Origin of the sequence: Sessilibacter corallicola (assembly GCF_021290925.1) — a bacterium.
In the GTDB taxonomy this organism is placed as follows: Bacteria; Pseudomonadota; Gammaproteobacteria; order Pseudomonadales; family Cellvibrionaceae; genus Sessilibacter; species Sessilibacter corallicola.
On sequence record NZ_JAJSLX010000002.1, the window covers coordinates 724,122 to 741,387 of the forward strand.

Below are 17,266 nucleotides of genomic sequence, written 5' to 3' on the forward strand. Positions count from 1 at the left end.
ATCTGATCAATCGCGAAGACTGTGACCGGTTATTTTTAAAAATAGGTCATCAAGCGTTGGGTTTCGCACTTGCAGCGCCGATAGGTTTGCGCCGCAATTAATCAATTGCTGAAGGGTGCTCTCTAAATTTTTACTGATGATAGTAATTTCATTTTTTTCAGTCGATGTGACTTCAAATTGATCAAACTGGTCAGGGCTTAAATCGCCGTCTCTCAAACAAATGTACGACACGCCAAAATGCTCATTGAGCAATGCTTGCGGTGTGCCTTCGGCAATAATTTTACCTTTATCGACAATCACCAATTGATCACACAAGGATTCGGCTTCATCCATGTAGTGAGTGGTTAAGACAATCGTTTTACCCAGGTTTTTGATGTTATTAATCAGATTCCAAAAGTTTCTGCGCGATTGTGGGTCTAAACCGGTGGTGGGTTCGTCGAGGAAAATAATTTCCGGGTCGTTAATTAAAGCAATTGCCAGCAGCACACGCTGGCGTTGTCCGCCCGAGAGTTTTGATGCTGGGTGATGTAAAAACTCTGACAGTGCGCACTGTTCTACCAATTTTTCGATGGGCAGCGAGTTTTTGTAAAAGCCGCCGAACAGCTCCAACACCTCAATGACTTTTAGATAATCCATCAGCGCGGTGGATTGAAATTGAATACCGGCCTCGTGGCGGAACTGTGGATTGTTTGGCACCCCTTTGTAGCGAATTTCTCCGGAAGAGGGTGGGGTAATACCTTCAATCATTTCAATGGTGGTTGTTTTACCCGCACCGTTAGGTCCGAGCAGACCAAAGCAGGTTCCTTTTTCGATTTCAAAGGAGATTCCGTTAACGGCGTTGACGTTTTTGTACTGCTTGTGGAGATCTCTGATTTCTAAAATAGCCGACATAACGGGTAGTGGGTTCCAACAATGATTATCTGAGTGAATGTAAACTGCCAGTAAACAATGAATAAATAAACAATGAATAAATAAACAATGAATATTACTCAATGAGTGTGACAGGGCAAAATTTCTTAAGGAATTTTGCTGAAATGGTGATCAGCCATTTTGAATGATTGCGGCGAGTTTTTTTCGAATACTCACAAGCAGAAGTAGGCTCGGTAACACCATAATTGACGTCATGATGAAGAAAAGCTCCCAACTGCCAAGCCAATCTACTGTGTGACCACTTACTCCGGCTAAGCTGATTCGTCCAAAATTACCAATGGATGCAAACAGCGCGTACTGGCTGGCGCTGAATGTTCGCCCGGTAATGGCGGACAAAAAAGCCACCAAAGCAACGGATGAAAACGCTGCGGTGAAGTTATCCACCACCAGTGTGATGGCAAACAGAGATTCCGACGGCCCGACTTTAGCAATCAAAGCGAACAATAAGTTGCTTGAGGCCATGGCAACTCCGCCAATCAGTAAGCCCTTGATGACACCAAAGCGTGTGTTAAATAGGCTGCCTAACAAGGTGAAAATAACGGTTAAAAACCAGCCAAAGGCTTTGCTGTAGGTGGCAATTTGATCGTTGCTGAAACCGACTTCTCGATAAAACACCACCGACATTCGGCCCAAGAACGCTTCCCCGATTTTGAAAAGGAAAATAAACAGAAGCAGTGTTAGTGCGATTCTAACGCCGTTGCGGGTGAAAAATTCGGCAAAGGGTTGAACCAGAGTCTCATAAAACCAATGGGAAGGCGTGTTGTTTGCGGGGGTAACCGTAGCGGTATTCTTACTTCGGTCGGGTGAATTATCACCAATGGCCATGACCGCGAGCATCAAAACAATCAACACGACGATCATCAATTGATACACCATGTTCCAACCCAGCGCATCTGCGTTGGAAAATGCCAAATACCCAGGCCCGGAATAACCGGTCCACCAACCGATAACGCTCATTGCGGCGGCGGCGGGAAATTTTTCCGCTTCATTGTTACCGAATTGATCAATTCGAAACGCATCGACGGCAACATCTTGCGTTGCTGAACAACAGGCAATAGAAAAGGCGAGTACGCCGAAAATAAACAATTCGTTGGCCGGATTAACCGTTACCATCGCCAACAAAATAAACAGCATAAAGGTCTGCGACAGTAGTACCCAGCTGCGACGAGTACCAAATCGATTAAAAACCGGTATACGGAATTTATCGAGCAGCGGAGCCCAAAGGAAATTGATGGCATAAACCAGAGAAACCGAGCCCAAAAGGCCAATGTCTCCTCGGCTGATACCGGAGTCTTTGAGCCAACCGCTTAAATTGCTGCCTATTAAAGCAGCGGGAAAGCCACTGCAAACCCCCATCAGAAAAATCCACGCCATCCTTTTATCGAGATAGAGCTTGAATGAATCTTTCCAGGTGTTATGCATACATTGACTCGATGAATATAACGGTAATTGAGCTTGTTCAGACTCGAAATGAAGAGGGCGATTTGGCTGAAAATACCTCAGCTATGGATTCCAATGATAGGCTTTAAGCCTGACTCTATCGTTAGTGAATTCCACGTTTTCTTTTTTAAGCCGCCTTTTTTGCACTTCGCCTCTCTCTCCCGGAAGGGAAATTTTGCCCTGGCTGTTGATCACTCGGTGCCAGGGCAGTTTTGTCTCTTCGGGTAAATTTTTGAGCACATAGCCCACCCAGCGAGCGCCGCCGGGTTTGCCAATCATTTTTGCCAAGCTTCCATAGGTGACGACGGTACCTTTAGGTACCTTATTTAATTGGGCGTAAAGAGACAGTATTTCGGGAGAATCCATTAGAAACTATAAACAAGGTTCACTGATGTAATAGTATCTTGACTCTCATCACCCTCGGCAGGTTCACTGTTGTAGCGAATTTCGTAACCGAGCTTTAGCGCCAGAGACGAATTAATCGCAACATTCAGGCCGAGTTTGTTTTGGACAAAGGTATTGTCAGCGGCAGATTCCAAACGAGTGTCGTTGGTGAGTGTGGTGGTTTCTGTCAGCTGATGGCTAAACGTTGATGTGCTTAAGAACGTTGAGCCACTTTGGTTCTCACCGGTATCTTCGAGTTCGGTTTTTCGAAAACCAATACCGGAGGAAATATCCCACTGTGTTTTTTCTGACAACAACACCTTATAACCAACACCGACACCGCCAGTTTTGATGGAATCGAAAGAATCAAACTTGTCGTCGAAATAACGAATATCACCAAACAAGAAAAGCCTTTCGCTCAAGAGAAATTTGGTATCCCACTGGGCTGTGTAGGATTCGGCGCTTTTTTCACTTTCGCTTTCTGCGGAGGTTGCCGCAAGTTCAGTAGAGTGTTCCCATCTTTTACTGGCTTTACTCAGCTTTATAGTGGTATTTAAAGTTTTTGATTGCGAATTACCATCGACAATAATTAACCCAGCCTCGCCAACGCCGTCCCATTGGGCGGAAACCAATGTGGGGGATAAGGTCAGTAATAGGGTGCAAAATGTAAAAAGGGCTCGCATAAAACATAACTCCTGTCGAGAACCGCCGTGTGTTCTAACTTAGATTAATCTTTGGATCATCATGCAAGAAATTGCCAAAATTAAACTTTCATGAAAATCAAATATTGATAGTAAACAATTTCCTGTAGAAATCGAATTTCTGCCCAGTGGCTGTGCCAATCACAATGGCAGTGTAAGAAGCGAGTTTGCATTGAGTAACGCCTTTGTGTTCTTACTTGTGACGATTGATCGGTTCACAGATGCAGATTTTGGCGGGGGAGTTTATCGCATCCATAAAACTTCACTACAGAAATTCACTAAAAATTATAGGATGTGTTTGCGAACTGGCGAGTGTTAGCAATGAAATGGCCCAATTAACCTTGAATGAATATTTTATCTGTTCTGAACCTGATTGTTGGAAACAACAGTCGCTTCCTTACAAATACGTCGATTCGTTTTTAACTGTTGATCATTGTGAATTTGCCCCAATTATCTAGCTACGGGTTTTCCAACGCATCCCGGATGTTGGCTAGGGTCTAGGTCTTTTTGATGTAAAGTTTTGCTAAACTGGTCGTCTGGGTGCAATTTTAATAACGAAATCGAGGATCACAGTGCCCCTAATTCTTCTTTTTATTGTTTCGGCTTTTATCACCGAGCTTTGGGTTTTAATTCAAATTGGTGATGAAATCGGAGCTTTGTCTACCGTTGCAGCCACACTGCTGACGGCAATTATTGGTATCGCGTTGGTTAAGCGCCAGGGGCTAAAAACGCTGGTGCGGGCTCAGGAAAAAATGGCCCAGGGCGAGTCGCCAGCAAAAGAAGTGTTTGAGGGTATTGCGTTATTTTTAGCGGGGATTTTTTTGTTAATTCCCGGCTTCGTCAGTGACTCCCTCGGTATTGTTCTGCTCATTCCCGGAGTGCGCGGTGCACTGGCTGGTTTTATCCTGCGTAAATTTGGTGCTCTGTCAGGCGATCGCTTTAGCGCCCACAGTCGTTATCGCCAAGGAAATACCTACGAAGGCGAATTTAGCCACCAAGATCACGATAAATCCGACAAAGACGAAAAAAATCAAAATTTTTTGCCTTGAAGGTGTTGAAATCATTCCGGTGATCCCCATTTTCTCAACCACGAGTTTCAATGGCTTTTGGCAAAGAATGGCCAGAGCCAAGTTTGGCGGAAGCTCCGCCCTATCTACTTGATAAACGCAGACACAGATAATCCGTGATTACGGGTCATCTTAATACTTCAGGAGACATGAAAAATGAACATTCGTCCTTTACACGATCGTGTTGTGGTTCGCCGCAAGGAAGAAGAAAAAACTACTGCTGCTGGTATCGTGTTGCCAGGTTCCGCTACTGACAAGCCTAACCAAGGTGAAGTTATAGCAGTAGGCAACGGTCGTATCTTGGATAACGGCGAAGTTCGCGCAGTAGATGTAAAAGTTGGTGACATCGTTGTTTTTGGTAAGTATGCAGGCAGCGACACTATTGACGTAGACGGTGAAGAGCTTCTCATCTTAAGTGAATCTGATATCAAAGCGGTTGTTGTCTAATTCACCGCTTGCAAACACTACGTTTGAATCTGAAAAAGTTTAAATTAAGGAAAAAGTAATGGCCGCTAAAGACGTAAAATTCGGTGATGACGCTCGCGTAAAAATGCTTGCGGGTGTAAATATTCTTGCTGACGCTGTTAAAACTACCCTTGGCCCTAAAGGTCGTAACGTTGTTCTAGACAAATCTTTCGGCGCTCCAACCGTAACTAAAGACGGTGTATCTGTTGCAAAAGAAATCGAGCTTGCAGACAAGTTCGAAAACATGGGCGCACAAATGGTTAAAGAAGTTGCTTCTAAAGCTTCTGACGACGCAGGTGACGGTACCACCACTGCAACCGTATTGGCGCAAGCGATTGTAAACGAAGGTTTGAAATCTGTTGCTGCGGGCATGAACCCAATGGATCTTAAGCGCGGTATCGACAAAGCCGTTGCTGCTGCTGTTGAAAACATCCGTTCTGTTGCTCAGCCATGTGAAGACACCAAGTCTATCGCTCAAGTAGGTACTATCTCTGCAAACAGCGATGCCAACATTGGTGATGTTATCGCAGAAGCAATGGAAAAAGTAGGTAAAGAAGGTGTTATCACCGTTGAAGAAGGTTCTGGTTTAGAAAACGAACTAGACGTTGTTGAAGGTATGCAATTCGACCGCGGTTACCTTTCTCCTTACTTCATCACCAACCAAGACAACATGACTGTTGAAGCGGAAAGCCCGCTATTGTTGTTGGTTGACAAGAAAATCTCCAACATCCGCGAGCTGCTTCCAGTTCTAGAAAACGTTGCAAAAGCCAACAAGCCTTTGGTTATCATCGCTGAAGACGTTGAAGGCGAAGCGTTGGCAACATTGGTTGTTAACAACATGCGCGGTATCGTTAAAGTTGCAGCGTGTAAAGCGCCTGGTTTTGGCGATCGTCGTAAAGCTATGTTGCAAGACATCGCGACTCTAACTGGCGCGACTGTTATCTCTGAAGAAGTTGGTCTTGACCTTGAAGCAGCTACTTTAGAGCACCTAGGTACTGCTAAGCGCGTTACCATGAACAAAGAAAACACTGTAATCGTTGACGGTGCTGGCGACGCTGGTGAAATCCAAGCGCGTGTTGCTCAAATCCGTGCGCAAGTAGAAGAAACTTCTTCTGATTACGACCGTGAAAAACTTCAAGAGCGTGTTGCTAAATTGGCAGGCGGCGTTGCAGTTATCAAAGTTGGTGCAGCAACCGAAGTTGAAATGAAAGAGAAAAAAGCTCGCGTAGAAGACGCACTTCACGCAACTCGCGCTGCGGTTGAAGAAGGTGTGGTTCCTGGCGGTGGTACTGCGTTGGTTCGCGCTGTTGCAGCGATTGCTGGTCTTGAAGGCGACAACGAAGAGCAAACCGCAGGTATCGCAATTGCACGTCGTGCAATGGAAGCACCACTTCGTCAAATCGTTACCAATGCTGGTGAAGAAGCGTCTGTTGTTGCTAACAACGTTCGCGACGGCGAAGGCAACTTCGGCTTCAACGCAGGTACTGGTGAGTACGGCGACATGTTAGAAATGGGTATTCTTGACCCAGCGAAAGTAACTCGTACTGCACTTCAAGCGGCGGGCTCTATCGCTGGTTTGATGATCACCACCGAAGCAATGGTTGCTGATTCTCCGAAAGAAGACGGCGGCGCAGACGCAGGTGGTATGCCAGGTATGGGTGGCATGGGCGGAATGGGTGGCATGGGCGGCATGATGTAAATCACGCTTTCCGGCACTGTTCCCCAGCAGGCAAGCTTATGTTTACCTGCTGTCAAAAAAGGTCCTTCATTCAAGGGCCTTTTTTTGTACCTAAAAATCACGTGTGGCGTTCACGTTGATTCAAAGCATTAAGGCTTTTGGTACAAGCACGGTTGAATCTTGGTGAAACTAAGATCGTGGTGTAGATTCTAACCAGCAATCACGAAAAATTTGGTTTACTATCAAGTTATTAATTAACACTCATTATCTAAAGTTACAGGAATACTCGCATTATGGTGCAGTCCAGAAAAGAACCCACTTTATCTTCTGATATCCATACTGCCTTAGACGACGAGCCGCAAAGAAAAGCAAAACCCAAGCAGCGAACAGCGGCTCCCAATCCCGGTGCTGCGAAAGCTGGCGAAAAACCGTCGAGACCGTCTGCGCAAGCTGCACCAGCCGCTGCTCCGGTAGTCGTTCAAAAATCTGGGGGTGGGGCATTAGCGGGCTTTGCCCTATTTGTTGGTGTGATGGGGCTGGGGCTTGCGGCGTTCGCGTTTTGGCAACTCAATGAAACCCGCACCGCACTGAGTGATGCCGAAACCCGAATCGTCGGTCTTGAGCAGCGCTTAGAGCTTTCCGATGACGAGTCGACTCAATCAGTGACCGCTTTGCAGGCGAACTTAAAGAAAACCTCCGCCGAATTGAGATTCGCCGAGTCTGAGATTCGCAAATTGTGGGATACACGCAATGTGAATCGCAAAGCCATCAGCGATAACAAAAGTGCCCTCGGTGCGGTTTCCAGTAAAATCGACAAAGGCGATCAACAAGCTCTGGCGCAAATCAAATCTTTGGAGTCATCACAGAAAGCGAGTCTTACCGATATTGAATCAAGCCTAAGTTCTCTTGCCGATGAGCAAAAAGTGCTTTCCGAACTTGTCAGTGATAACGGCGATATTGAATCACTCGAAAGACAAATTGCCAGCTTAAAATCTCAGCTTGCCAAAATAGACGATTTAACCAGCCGCATTACCAATAACGAAGAGGCTATCGATGCGATTGATGCTTACCGATTGAATATCAATCGCCAGTTGGTAGATCTGCAAAAGAAAGTGTCCGTACAGTAATTCAAATTTTTCAGTCAGTTATAACCGTTTATTTAGATAAAGTTTTAAAAAATAAATGGTTATAACTTAGTGTTTTTGTCAATAAATGCCCTGCCTTATTTTCTCCTTGATTGAATTTCTCACTTTTTCAAAATTTTTCTTTCCTTCTTGATTAAACGCCTGAAATTTTTGTAAAAACAAATGTTGCCGACGTATTTTTATTGCTTGGCGATATATGTTCTATAAATGTATAAAATTATTTGATTTAACGTTAAAAGAATTTTTCTTGTTTTGGTTTCTTTTTTTATTTAATTTTTAATTTTAACTTTTTTGTGTTTATGACTTCTTTATTGCTTTTTAAAAAGAAGTTACAGTTTTTTGTAGGTGAAAATTATCGAAATTGTGAACTGATTACTGTTTGGTTTTCCTGTTTGCTTGGCGTTTAAAAAAACAAAACACAGAGTTCGATTAAATGATCTGCATTTTTTCTTTTGTTTGATTTATTGTTCCGTCTCTCGTTATTCCCGAAGTTTCTAATTCGTAAAAATACGTTATTAAATTCCGTGCGCTGTGCTGAACGGGCGTGTCTGGGTTGTGGGTGACAGTTATGCGATTAAATTCATGTCGAGCAGAACTTGAAATAATAGATTCATCTATTGAATCTAAGAGTGTTAATGATTTTTATCCTGTTGTATTCAAGAAAATTATCGATGATGGTTGTGCTGACAGTATTTTTTATTTCAGCCATACGGATGATAAAAAGTTTCCGTGGCCAACGTCTGATTTTGAAAGTCTTCAGGTGGATGCTAAAAAAGTATTGGTCAATTACAGCCGTTCTTTTTCTTATTCTGAAGATGATTCTTTCTTATATATTAAGTCTCTAACCAATCATCGATCATTAGAGTTTTTGTTGGAATTGATTTTTTGCCAAAAAGTATCGGTAATTATCGCGTCTGTTAACAGTTTTTTGCTTTTGGCTGATTTTACTCACCAAAAAGGCGTAAACCTCAGCAGTATTTCCAGTGTTAGAGCGTTGATGATTGATGGATTTTCAATATCTGATGCAATGATAAAAAATTTAAAATCAATCTGGGGTTTAGATCTTGTTTGTAATGTTGATTTAACGGTTGATACTGATTCAAATTTGAATCAACAGTCTTCAAGAGAATTGAATTTAGACCGCTGTGCTTTCACCAATGTTCAGGTAGAGCAAGCGATTTTGCAGGGTGTGACTCATGTTTTAAGTTACCACTTGATGGTTTGCAAAAATAACACTGTGATTATTCGTATGGAAATCGACTCAGAAAAAATCGCTGATAAAAAACAGTTTATAAAGTCAGTTGAGACGAATGTTTACAAAGAGCTGGGCGTTCGCGCAACGGTGATCATTTCAGGTGGGTTAAATCAAGGTTTTTATCAAGGCGTTGAATCTACGTGGCAATCAGCAAGGGTGATCGATGCACGAAAATATTCCTTATAAAATACACCAAATAGTACCATCGTCGCCGTCCTATCAAGATTTTCAATTGATAAAAAACCAGTTGTTGGGGAAAAACCCGGGTAAAGAAATAAACATTGAACGCAGGGAAGAGCACCGCGATTGGTGTTCGTACAGTCTTGGTTTTTATAACGACAATAACGTTGTTGGCGGTATTCGATTCAGTCCTTTAGGGCACGGGTTAACGTTCACTGAGTTGCATTCAAATATAGTTGAGTGCGTCAGTAATCCATTTGGCTGTTTTGAAGCAAATCGGTTGGTATTAATAAAAGATTATCGCCGCGGTGATGCGGCTTATTCCTATCTGGTCGATACCATCGAATGGATGGGGCGAGAAACCAGTTGCCATACGATTGTTGCATCGAGTGTGAGTCGATTTTTGAGTCTGTATAAAAGGCTCGGTTTTTCAGTGGTTGGCGAGTTTGATATTTCAGGTAAACACTATAATTTAATTCTTAAGGAAATTTAAAGATGGCTGAAACTGCATTTATTGATGAACTTAATGTGTTGGTAAAAAATCGTTGGGAATCGATTTATAAAGGTGCTTTTTTTACCTACATTGGTGAAAATCAAATGGATAAAGACCTTTACGCCAGTTTTATGTACGAGTTGTATCATTACACGCGTCATAACTCGATTAACCAAGCTGTTGCGGCAAATGCAACGTCACCCGAAGATCGTGGTTTGTTGAAATTCGCATACAAGCACGCGCTCGAAGAGCTAGGTCATGAAAACATGGTGCTTGCCGATTTAAAACGCGTTGGCGTTGATCCAGACGTGGTTGTTGAGTCTTTACCGCTACCGCCAACCAACGCGCTAACCGCGTTTATTTATCAAACTGCACTTAATCAAGGCGCAAAAGCCCGATTAGGGTACAGCTTTTGGGCCGAAGACTGCTACGGTTATATCGATGGTTTATTGACAAAAATACGCACCGACTTACAGTTGGTTGATAAAGACATGAGCTTTTTTGTCGCGCATTCTACCATTGATGAAAAGCATTCCGAGGAAGTTGAAGAAGCCATCGCAGGCTTTGTTCATACCAAAGAAGAAATGCAGGCGGTAGCCCAGGTTGCGGATACAACCTTGTATTTAACCGGAAAATTATTGGATGAATCTCTCAGCCGTTATCTCAGCGGCTGGTCACCAAAGTATTTGTCGAGCGTCGATAAAGCGGCCTAAAAACGATTTACCAATAAGTCAAAAAGGCGTAGCAATAAATTCCGGTTTGTCCGTTGATAAATCGGAATTTATCGAGCTTTTGTGAGTTTCAGGTACGTTTATTTTAAATCGGTTAATTTATAGGTAAATCAAAGGCTTTTTAATCATCCGATTTTTGAAGATTGTGTTGAAACGAATAACTGTATTCAGCGTAAAGCTCAGTTAAAATTTCAATAAATGCACTGATTTTTTTCGGCACATAGCGAATGTTGGGATAAACCACATAAATGCCCACTTCGCGGTATATATAGTCTTGTAAAACCGGTTCCAACTCTCCGGATTTCACTTGATTATTAGCAAGATAAACCGGCATAAATGCGAGGCCAATTCCCATGCACGCGGCTTCACGTAGAGTTACCAGTGAGTCGGCCTGAAAGCTACCGGTAATACGAATGCTGTCGGCTTTGCCATCCACCGTAACGGGCCATTCGTTGGCGCCTGTTTCTTGATAACTGAATTGCAGGCAGTTGTGTTTTTCCAAATCAAAAATACTGTCAGGGCGACCAAATTCTTTTAAATAATTCGGCGACGCATACACATTCCAGTGCGACATCACCAGAAGCTTTGCTCGCAAGCTGGAATCCAATAATGTGCCCGTGCGAATGGCCAGATCAAACCCTGCAGAAACCAAATCTTGAAAGCTGTCTTCAATGACCATCTCTACCTGCATTTGCGGATACTGTTTAAGGTATTCACTAATCACGCGCGGCAAAAAATAATGGCCAGAAACAATTGGCGCAGAAATTTTCAGTTTGCCTTTGGGCTCTTTGGTGTGTTCTGAAACCGCCAGCTCCGCCAACTTAATACCGTTTTCCACTTGCAGACAGTGGTCATAAAACTCTTCACCGGCCTCAGTTAAATTCAGTTTGCGTGTTGTTCGCGTCAGCAGTTGCACACCGAGGCGTTTTTCCAAACGCGATATGTGCTTACTAACCACAGAACTGGCGATGCCTTCTTGGTCTGCGACGGCCCGGAACGACTTCTGTTTAACTACTTGAACGAACAGTAGCATATCATCGAGATTACTCATGACGGCTCTTATTGGTCACTCTTATTAGTCAATGCTTATTAAAAAACGGCTTATTAATCAACTTAGGGAATCAATCAAATTCATTATTGCTTATTAATTAATATATAGGAATGCCGTTAATCTGTCGCCAATCATAATAACTACGTTTTAGCCCCAAGGTGACGACATGCCAGACTCCGCCAAGTACGAAGAATTCAAAACTCGCGCTGCCGAATTCATTCCTCAAGATCGCATCATCACGGATTATCTCCGCACATTAGCCTACGGCACCGACGCCAGTTTTTATCGGTTGTTGCCGAAAGTGATCGTTCAAGTTGCTAATGAAAATGAAGTCATTCGTTTGATGGCGTTGGCAACCGAGCTGAGTCTTGCCATTACCTTTCGCGCTTCAGGCACCAGTTTGTCGGGGCAAGCAATTACCGACTCGATTCTTTTAAGATTAACGCCGGACTGGAAAGACTATGAGATTCTAGAAGACGGTAAAAAGATTCGTATGCAGTGTGGTGTTTTGGGCAGTGATGCCAACAAATACCTCGCGCCGTTGCAATATCAGCTAGCGCCCATGCCTGCGTCGATTGACGCCGCCACCGTAGGCGGTATTGCCATTAACAATGCCGCCGGTATGAACTCTATGGACACTTACGGCGTGATGGAGTCGGCGCGCTTTGTTTTCCTCGATGGTACGGTGCTCGATACAGGCTCCGAAGAAAGCCGTAATGCTTTCCGAGAAAGTCACGCCACCATGATTGCGGAAGTGTCGATGCTCTCTCAGCAATTGCGCAGTAACACCGCGCTGAGCGAGCGCATATTGCGTAAATACGAAGTGAAAAACACCACCGGTTACGGCTTGCGATCACTGCTCGAATGGGACGATCCCATCGACATGATCGCTCGATTGATGATCGGCTCGGAAGGCACCCTGGGTTTTATTTCAGAAATTACTCACAACACCATTCGCAAATACCCATTGAAAGCGTCTGCGTTTTTGGTATTTCCTGATATCCGAACCGCAAGTACCGCGGTTATGCGCTTTAAAATGAACAACACGCCGGTAACCGCCGCCGAGATGATTGATTACTACGCACTAAAAGCAGTGCAAGATATGGATGGCGTACCCGATTACATTGCCGACGTACCCCAAGGCGCCACCGCTATTTTGGTTCAAGCCGAAGCCGACGAGAGAGAAAATTTAGAGCGCGACGTGGCGACCATTTTGGCAGAAATCGACGATCTAGAATTAGTGGTTCCGGCAAGTTTTACCGACAAACCCGAAGAGTACCAAGCCTATTGGACCATTCGTAAAGGTATTTTTCCCGCCGTGGGTGCAACCCGGCCAAAAGGTACAACTGCGCTGATCGAAGACGTCGCTTTTCCCATCGAAACCCTGGCAGACGCGTTGGTTGATTTGCAAAATCTGATGCAAAAATACGGTTACGATGACGGCGTTATTTACGGTCATGCTCTAGACGGAAACCTGCATTTTATTTTCTCTCAAGGATTCAGCAATAAAGAAGAAATTGATCGCTACGAACGTTTTATCGACGAGGTGTGCGATGTGGTCGTGGATAAATACGATGGCTCTTTAAAAGCCGAACACGGAACCGGCCGTAATATGGCACCGTTCGTGCGCAAAGAATGGGGCGAAGAAGCCTACAACATTATGTTGGAGATCAAACGTATTTTTGATCCGCAAGGCATTCTCAATCCAGACGTGATGATCACCCGCAACCCTAAGCTTCATATCAGCAATTTAAAACCAATGGGTGCAGTGAGCGATATTGTTGACCAGTGTATTGAGTGTGGTTTTTGTGAGCGCATGTGTCCGTCGAAAAATTTAACACTCAGCCCTCGTCAGCGCATTATTGGTAAACGCGAGTTATCGTTATTGGATGGCGAAAATCAAAAAACATTTGCCGACGAATACGATTACATGGCCATCGATACCTGTGCCGGATGCGGCCTATGTTCAACAGTATGCCCGGTGGGAATTAATACCGGCGATTTAGTGCGACAACTTCGTCACGATCGTAACGCCGACCGCGAAGGGGTTTCGCAATGGATTGCCGATCATTTTGGTACCGTAACCAGTGTCGCCAAAGCCGCGTTTGGTGTTGCCAATGTCAGCCACGGCGTTTTGGGCAGTAAGGTCATGGGCACCGTTACACGCACCGCACGTAAATTGTCGGGCAATAAAATGGGGTATTGGAGCCCAGAAATGCCAACACCGGCACCAAAATTAATTGCCAGTGATCGCCCGGCAGCAACCGACTCTAAGTTTAAAGTGGTTTATTTGCCCAGTTGTTCGAGCAGAACCATGGGCCCCGCACGCGATGCCAAAGAACAAACACCACTGGCAGAAAAAACCGAAGCGCTGTTACGCAAAGCAGGGTTTGAAGTGATTTATCCTAACAACTTGGAAAATCAATGTTGCGGTATGCCGTTTAAAAGTAAAGGTATGTTTAACCAAGCCGACGCAAAAGCAGAAGAGACTATTAACAATTTGCTTGAAGCCAGCAACAACGGTGAAATCCCAGTTTATTGCGACACCAGCCCGTGTACCATGCAATTAAAAGATCATCTAGATTCGCGGATTAAATTATTCGAACCCGTCGACTTTATTCATACCTTTATGATGGATAAATTAAACTTTACCCCCACCGACGAAAAAGTCGCCCTACACATTACCTGTTCCGCACGTAAAATGGGGCTCGACCAAAAAATTGTAGAATTAATGCAAGCGTGCAGCACCAACGTAGTTATTCCTGATCAAATCACTTGTTGTGGTTTTGCCGGTGATAAAGGTTTTAGCACACCAGAATTAAATGAATCGGCATTAAGCACACTGGCAGACCAAGTAAAAGATTGTAACACCGGTTATTCCACCAGCCGCACCTGCGAAATAGGATTAAGCCACCATTCGGGCATTGATTATCAATCCATTGTTTATTTGGTAGACCAATGCACCGAAGCGAAAAACTAAATTAATGGGAAAATCGATAGATGGGTGTTTGAGTTATTCTAAAGAGGGATTTGTTAGTGGCTTAAGTACCCGTTGTGGTTTGGAGGGATAGGGTAGGGTGTATTAAATATAAACGTGGGATTTATTATTAGTTGTTATTTTTCAGGCTGTTTTCTCATGAGTAACTATAATAGCTCCAAAAGTTGGCTGCTAAAGTAGGAAGGTGTTTTTACCTGAAATTACTTGCACAACTAAGAACAAATTAAGCGGTTCTATTTTTGTTGGCTTTCGCGATAACATGCTCAGGAAAATGTAAAACCTCTTTTCCATCAACTAGCTGTTTGCTGCTTGGTTCACTTTCTTCGGCGATTATTTTTAGGCACCAACCAAAAATATGCTGCTCATGAAACAAATCAATTCCATTTGATTCACAGTATTCCGAAACTGAGATAAATTTTTGTGAAGTTTGAGGTGTTGATGAATTCGCAATTTGTTTACTTAAATTATTTAGCATGTTTTCATGCCTTTTAAATTGCTCTTTTGTTCTTTGTTCTAACTTTTCTCTTTCCTCAATTTCCATCAATAATGATTGAACGATTCGCTTAACATCAGAGTTTTGCTCTACTAGCGGAGGCGGGTAAGTCCCATATTTCTGAATCGATGGTAATACTTCATGTAATACCCAGCGTTGAAAACGTTTACAAGCAGCACTGTTATCTCTCAATATAATCCGAAAAAGACCTGGTTCTGTTACGTACAACTCACCTTGAACGTCTATGCATTCATCTTCTTCAAGGACTTCAATTTGAGCCTTTATCATTCCACTAAGGCCGTCTCCCTTACCTCCTTGAGCAATTTGAGTATTTTGTTCCGCTAGAGTTTTAACGACATCAATAAGAGAAAAGTAAATTACGGATTCTTCAGTAATTGTTCTTATTTGATTTCCTGAGTCTGGGTACGACAATAATATCTGATTGTTGCTCATTTTTTTTCCTTGTTTTGATGAAAGTAGTTGTTTGAAAAAGATTTAACGTCTTAAATACTGCTTCAGTTTTTCTAGGTCTGAGTGCTTTGACCTATTAGGTTTAAATCTACGTTATCTAGTTGGTAAAATAGATCTTCTATGGAATTATATTTCATTATCTTTTGTAGTGATGGAAGCCCTAATGCCATCAACGAAATATAACCTTCACCTATTTGCAACTCATGATCAATATTATCAATACCTCTATATTTTTTTGGTTTAGCTTTGTAGCTTGAATCAGGCCTAAAGCACATTACAATTGGAATTTCGTTGCTGTCAGCTAATTGGAGTTCGATTCCCATTCCTGTTGAAGGAAAGCTAGCCTCAGCTACTATCAAATCAGCCCAAAGTACCATGTCTCTATCCCACTGATAACATAGTCCTGCTTTACAGGATTCTTCTCGATTTGCCAGTTGGGGATCGCTGTTTGCAAGAGCATATTTAACTTTATTACCAGAAGCAGTTAAGTACTCAGCAATGCTTACTAGTAGGTTGGAGTACTCTTCAAATGAGTATTCAGGGACGTGTGTTAGGGCACATGCTAGGTAGATGTTCATTAGGTTGCAGACCTTACATTTGGTATTAGAAATTGATACCCTGTAATTTCGGAAGCTATTTCATCGAAAAACTGATTTGGCGCTTGTTGTATAAATTCACTCAGAAGCCAGTTTTTTTGCCCTGACAGAAAAGAATCAAGTTCTAGAGGTTTATATCGACTCAGTTCACTTAATCTATGCATCGCTGCAAGCGTTAAAGTTGAAGGTAGTTTAGAGATTCTTTTGGGTCCTGAAACCTTAGACTTTATATACCATAAAGTTTGGGCTCCATTAATGTACTGCAAGTCGTAACGTAGAGTTTTGTGAAGACTTAGAAGGTTATTAATATCAGTAGCTGTAGGTTTTCCAGGTCGTAAAAACGATACCGTTTCCGAGGAACAAATTATTCCTTGATCGATGGTTTGAGTGAAAGCTGGTGGTAATCTTTTTATAACCTGTGTGGTTGAGAAATCTTTCGAGAGCTTGGCTCTAAAATATGCTCGTTTAATTGATTTATCGACGACAAATTCCGCATCCTTTATGGGGATGAACATATCCGTTTGTGATGGGTAAGTTAAGCAGTAGGTCCGATGGATGTACGGCAAGTTAAATAACAACTCTTTCAAGTTAAATTTAGTGGCTTGTTCTGGTTCGCCATAATATGTGGATAGTGACGGTAATATGCCGTTTTCTTTTATTTTTACTCCCTCATTTGTAAGGCTAATTTTACTGCCCGGATTACGTAAGTTATTGGCTACAACACCATGTTGTTCTATAAATTTAATACCTTTAGTAGTTAATAGGGCTTTAACGGCATTCATAAAGGAGTAATAGTGTAGAAGTGGGGCTGACTGTGTAGGTAAACCCTTTGACGCTTCATGAAATACCCTAGCTTGATTCCAGTAAAACAACGCGTTCTTCTGCTTTTCTTTCTTCATCCACAGATCAACAAAGTCCCAGGGGCTATTGGTAAGTACATTTCTGGCCGTTAGCTCGGGGGACACGATAGATTTGTGTGGACGTATTTCCTTCCCTTTCAGTTTTATTTGTATAATCTCTGACATATTATTTATTTGTTATTGGGAGTAGAAGATTAACGGTTTAATAAATGTCCTAATAATTTTTTCCTAATTCAATACACATTCCAGAATGTATTATCACTGTTAGACTTGGTTTGGGGAAGTGTCTCCCCATGTAACCCTGTAATATCTATCAAGGTTATATTTC

The 17,266-nt window shown here is 42.9% G+C and carries 16 protein-coding genes; 8 read left to right on the top strand and 8 right to left on the bottom strand.

Translation table 11 applies throughout. The features are described 5' to 3' along the window. Positions 1-6: 6 nt before the first annotated feature. The 4 genes from LU361_RS10425 to LU361_RS10440 all read right to left on the bottom strand — a co-directional run bounded on the left by LU361_RS10425 (position 7) and on the right by LU361_RS10440 (position 3,437). Complete coding sequence (locus LU361_RS10425) at positions 7-891, bottom strand: ABC transporter ATP-binding protein (RefSeq protein WP_233088782.1); 885 nt, start codon at positions 889-891, stop codon at positions 7-9. Between the two features lie 150 nt (positions 892-1,041). Further along, positions 1,042-2,352: an AmpG family muropeptide MFS transporter gene (locus tag LU361_RS10430; protein WP_233088783.1), complete on the bottom strand. Its 1,311-nt coding sequence runs from the start codon at positions 2,350-2,352 to the stop codon at positions 1,042-1,044. Between the two features lie 81 nt (positions 2,353-2,433). Next, entirely contained in the window at positions 2,434-2,736 is a 303-nt protein-coding gene (locus tag LU361_RS10435) for an MGMT family protein (RefSeq protein ID WP_233088784.1), read from the bottom strand. Then, complete coding sequence (locus LU361_RS10440; RefSeq protein WP_233088785.1) at positions 2,736-3,437, bottom strand: DUF481 domain-containing protein; 702 nt, start codon at positions 3,435-3,437, stop codon at positions 2,736-2,738. Before LU361_RS10440 ends, LU361_RS10435 begins: the two co-directional genes overlap by 1 nt. 590 nt (positions 3,438-4,027) lie before the next feature. On the opposite strand from LU361_RS10440, the gene LU361_RS10445 reads away from it, so the two are divergent. From LU361_RS10445 to LU361_RS10475, 7 genes are all read left to right on the top strand, one after another. Further along, positions 4,028-4,504, top strand: a complete 477-nt coding sequence (locus LU361_RS10445) for an FxsA family protein (RefSeq protein WP_233088786.1) — start codon at positions 4,028-4,030, stop codon at positions 4,502-4,504. A 174-nt stretch (positions 4,505-4,678) separates the two neighbouring features. Next, entirely contained in the window at positions 4,679-4,969 is a 291-nt protein-coding gene (locus LU361_RS10450) for a co-chaperone GroES (RefSeq protein WP_233088787.1), read from the top strand. Positions 4,970-5,027: 58 nt separating this feature from the next. Continuing rightward, entirely contained in the window at positions 5,028-6,686 is a 1,659-nt protein-coding gene (gene groL, locus LU361_RS10455) for a chaperonin GroEL (protein WP_233088788.1), read from the top strand. 272 nt (positions 6,687-6,958) lie between these two features. Next, positions 6,959-7,792, top strand: coding sequence for a hypothetical protein (locus LU361_RS10460; RefSeq protein WP_233088789.1), 834 nt, complete (start codon positions 6,959-6,961; stop codon positions 7,790-7,792). A gap of 586 nt (positions 7,793-8,378) precedes the next feature. Further along, entirely contained in the window at positions 8,379-9,251 is an 873-nt protein-coding gene (locus tag LU361_RS10465; protein WP_233088790.1) for a hypothetical protein, read from the top strand. Further along, positions 9,229-9,738 (top strand): GNAT family N-acetyltransferase, encoded by a 510-nt coding sequence (locus LU361_RS10470; RefSeq protein ID WP_233088791.1) that lies wholly within the window; start codon positions 9,229-9,231, stop codon positions 9,736-9,738. The genes LU361_RS10465 and LU361_RS10470 overlap by 23 nt, the downstream gene beginning before the upstream one ends. 2 nt (positions 9,739-9,740) lie before the next feature. Beyond that, positions 9,741-10,451 carry an iron-containing redox enzyme family protein gene (locus tag LU361_RS10475; protein WP_233088792.1) on the top strand — a complete coding sequence of 237 codons (711 nt, stop codon included), beginning with the start codon at positions 9,741-9,743 and terminating at the stop codon, positions 10,449-10,451. 139 nt (positions 10,452-10,590) lie between these two features. Here LU361_RS10475 and LU361_RS10480 read toward each other — a convergent pair whose 3' ends face one another. Next, a complete protein-coding gene (locus LU361_RS10480) occupies positions 10,591-11,520 on the bottom strand; it encodes a LysR family transcriptional regulator (protein ID WP_233088793.1) in 930 nt (309 codons plus the stop codon). A gap of 166 nt (positions 11,521-11,686) precedes the next feature. On the opposite strand from LU361_RS10480, the gene LU361_RS10485 reads away from it, so the two are divergent. Next, complete coding sequence (locus tag LU361_RS10485; RefSeq protein ID WP_233088794.1) at positions 11,687-14,500, top strand: FAD-binding and (Fe-S)-binding domain-containing protein; 2,814 nt, start codon at positions 11,687-11,689, stop codon at positions 14,498-14,500. Positions 14,501-14,741: 241 nt separating this feature from the next. On the opposite strand, the gene LU361_RS10490 is transcribed toward LU361_RS10485, so the two are convergent. The 3 genes from LU361_RS10490 to LU361_RS10500 all read right to left on the bottom strand — a co-directional run bounded on the left by LU361_RS10490 (position 14,742) and on the right by LU361_RS10500 (position 17,103). Continuing rightward, positions 14,742-15,464 (bottom strand): BRO-N domain-containing protein, encoded by a 723-nt coding sequence (locus LU361_RS10490; protein WP_233088795.1) that lies wholly within the window; start codon positions 15,462-15,464, stop codon positions 14,742-14,744. A 71-nt stretch (positions 15,465-15,535) separates the two neighbouring features. Further along, on the bottom strand, positions 15,536-16,060 hold the full coding sequence (locus tag LU361_RS10495; RefSeq protein WP_233088796.1) for a hypothetical protein: 525 nt from the start codon (positions 16,058-16,060) through the stop codon (positions 15,536-15,538). Next, on the bottom strand, positions 16,060-17,103 hold the full coding sequence (locus LU361_RS10500; RefSeq protein WP_286206469.1) for a YaaC family protein: 1,044 nt from the start codon (positions 17,101-17,103) through the stop codon (positions 16,060-16,062). The genes LU361_RS10495 and LU361_RS10500 overlap by 1 nt, the downstream gene beginning before the upstream one ends. Between the last annotated feature and the right edge of the window lie 163 nt (positions 17,104-17,266).

What these genes read in the sequence shown, in the direction of transcription:
- LU361_RS10475 (WP_233088792.1), top strand. Translation starts at nt 9,741, where the DNA reads ATGGCTGAAACTGCATTTATTGATGAACTTAATGTGTTGGTAAAAAAT.
- LU361_RS10465 (WP_233088790.1), top strand. Translation starts at nt 8,379, where the DNA reads ATGCGATTAAATTCATGTCGAGCAGAACTTGAAATAATAGATTCATCT.
- LU361_RS10485 (WP_233088794.1), top strand. Translation starts at nt 11,687, where the DNA reads ATGCCAGACTCCGCCAAGTACGAAGAATTCAAAACTCGCGCTGCCGAA.
- LU361_RS10430 (WP_233088783.1), bottom strand. Translation starts at nt 2,352, where the DNA reads ATGCATAACACCTGGAAAGATTCATTCAAGCTCTATCTCGATAAAAGG.
- LU361_RS10495 (WP_233088796.1), bottom strand. Translation starts at nt 16,060, where the DNA reads ATGAACATCTACCTAGCATGTGCCCTAACACACGTCCCTGAATACTCA.
- LU361_RS10480 (WP_233088793.1), bottom strand. Translation starts at nt 11,520, where the DNA reads ATGAGTAATCTCGATGATATGCTACTGTTCGTTCAAGTAGTTAAACAG.
- LU361_RS10460 (WP_233088789.1), top strand. Translation starts at nt 6,959, where the DNA reads ATGGTGCAGTCCAGAAAAGAACCCACTTTATCTTCTGATATCCATACT.
- LU361_RS10490 (WP_233088795.1), bottom strand. Translation starts at nt 15,464, where the DNA reads ATGAGCAACAATCAGATATTATTGTCGTACCCAGACTCAGGAAATCAA.
- LU361_RS10440 (WP_233088785.1), bottom strand. Translation starts at nt 3,437, where the DNA reads ATGCGAGCCCTTTTTACATTTTGCACCCTATTACTGACCTTATCCCCC.
- LU361_RS10435 (WP_233088784.1), bottom strand. Translation starts at nt 2,736, where the DNA reads ATGGATTCTCCCGAAATACTGTCTCTTTACGCCCAATTAAATAAGGTA.
- groL (WP_233088788.1), top strand. Translation starts at nt 5,028, where the DNA reads ATGGCCGCTAAAGACGTAAAATTCGGTGATGACGCTCGCGTAAAAATG.
- LU361_RS10450 (WP_233088787.1), top strand. Translation starts at nt 4,679, where the DNA reads ATGAACATTCGTCCTTTACACGATCGTGTTGTGGTTCGCCGCAAGGAA.
- LU361_RS10425 (WP_233088782.1), bottom strand. Translation starts at nt 891, where the DNA reads ATGTCGGCTATTTTAGAAATCAGAGATCTCCACAAGCAGTACAAAAAC.
- LU361_RS10470 (WP_233088791.1), top strand. Translation starts at nt 9,229, where the DNA reads ATGCACGAAAATATTCCTTATAAAATACACCAAATAGTACCATCGTCG.
- LU361_RS10500 (WP_286206469.1), bottom strand. Translation starts at nt 17,103, where the DNA reads ATGTCAGAGATTATACAAATAAAACTGAAAGGGAAGGAAATACGTCCA.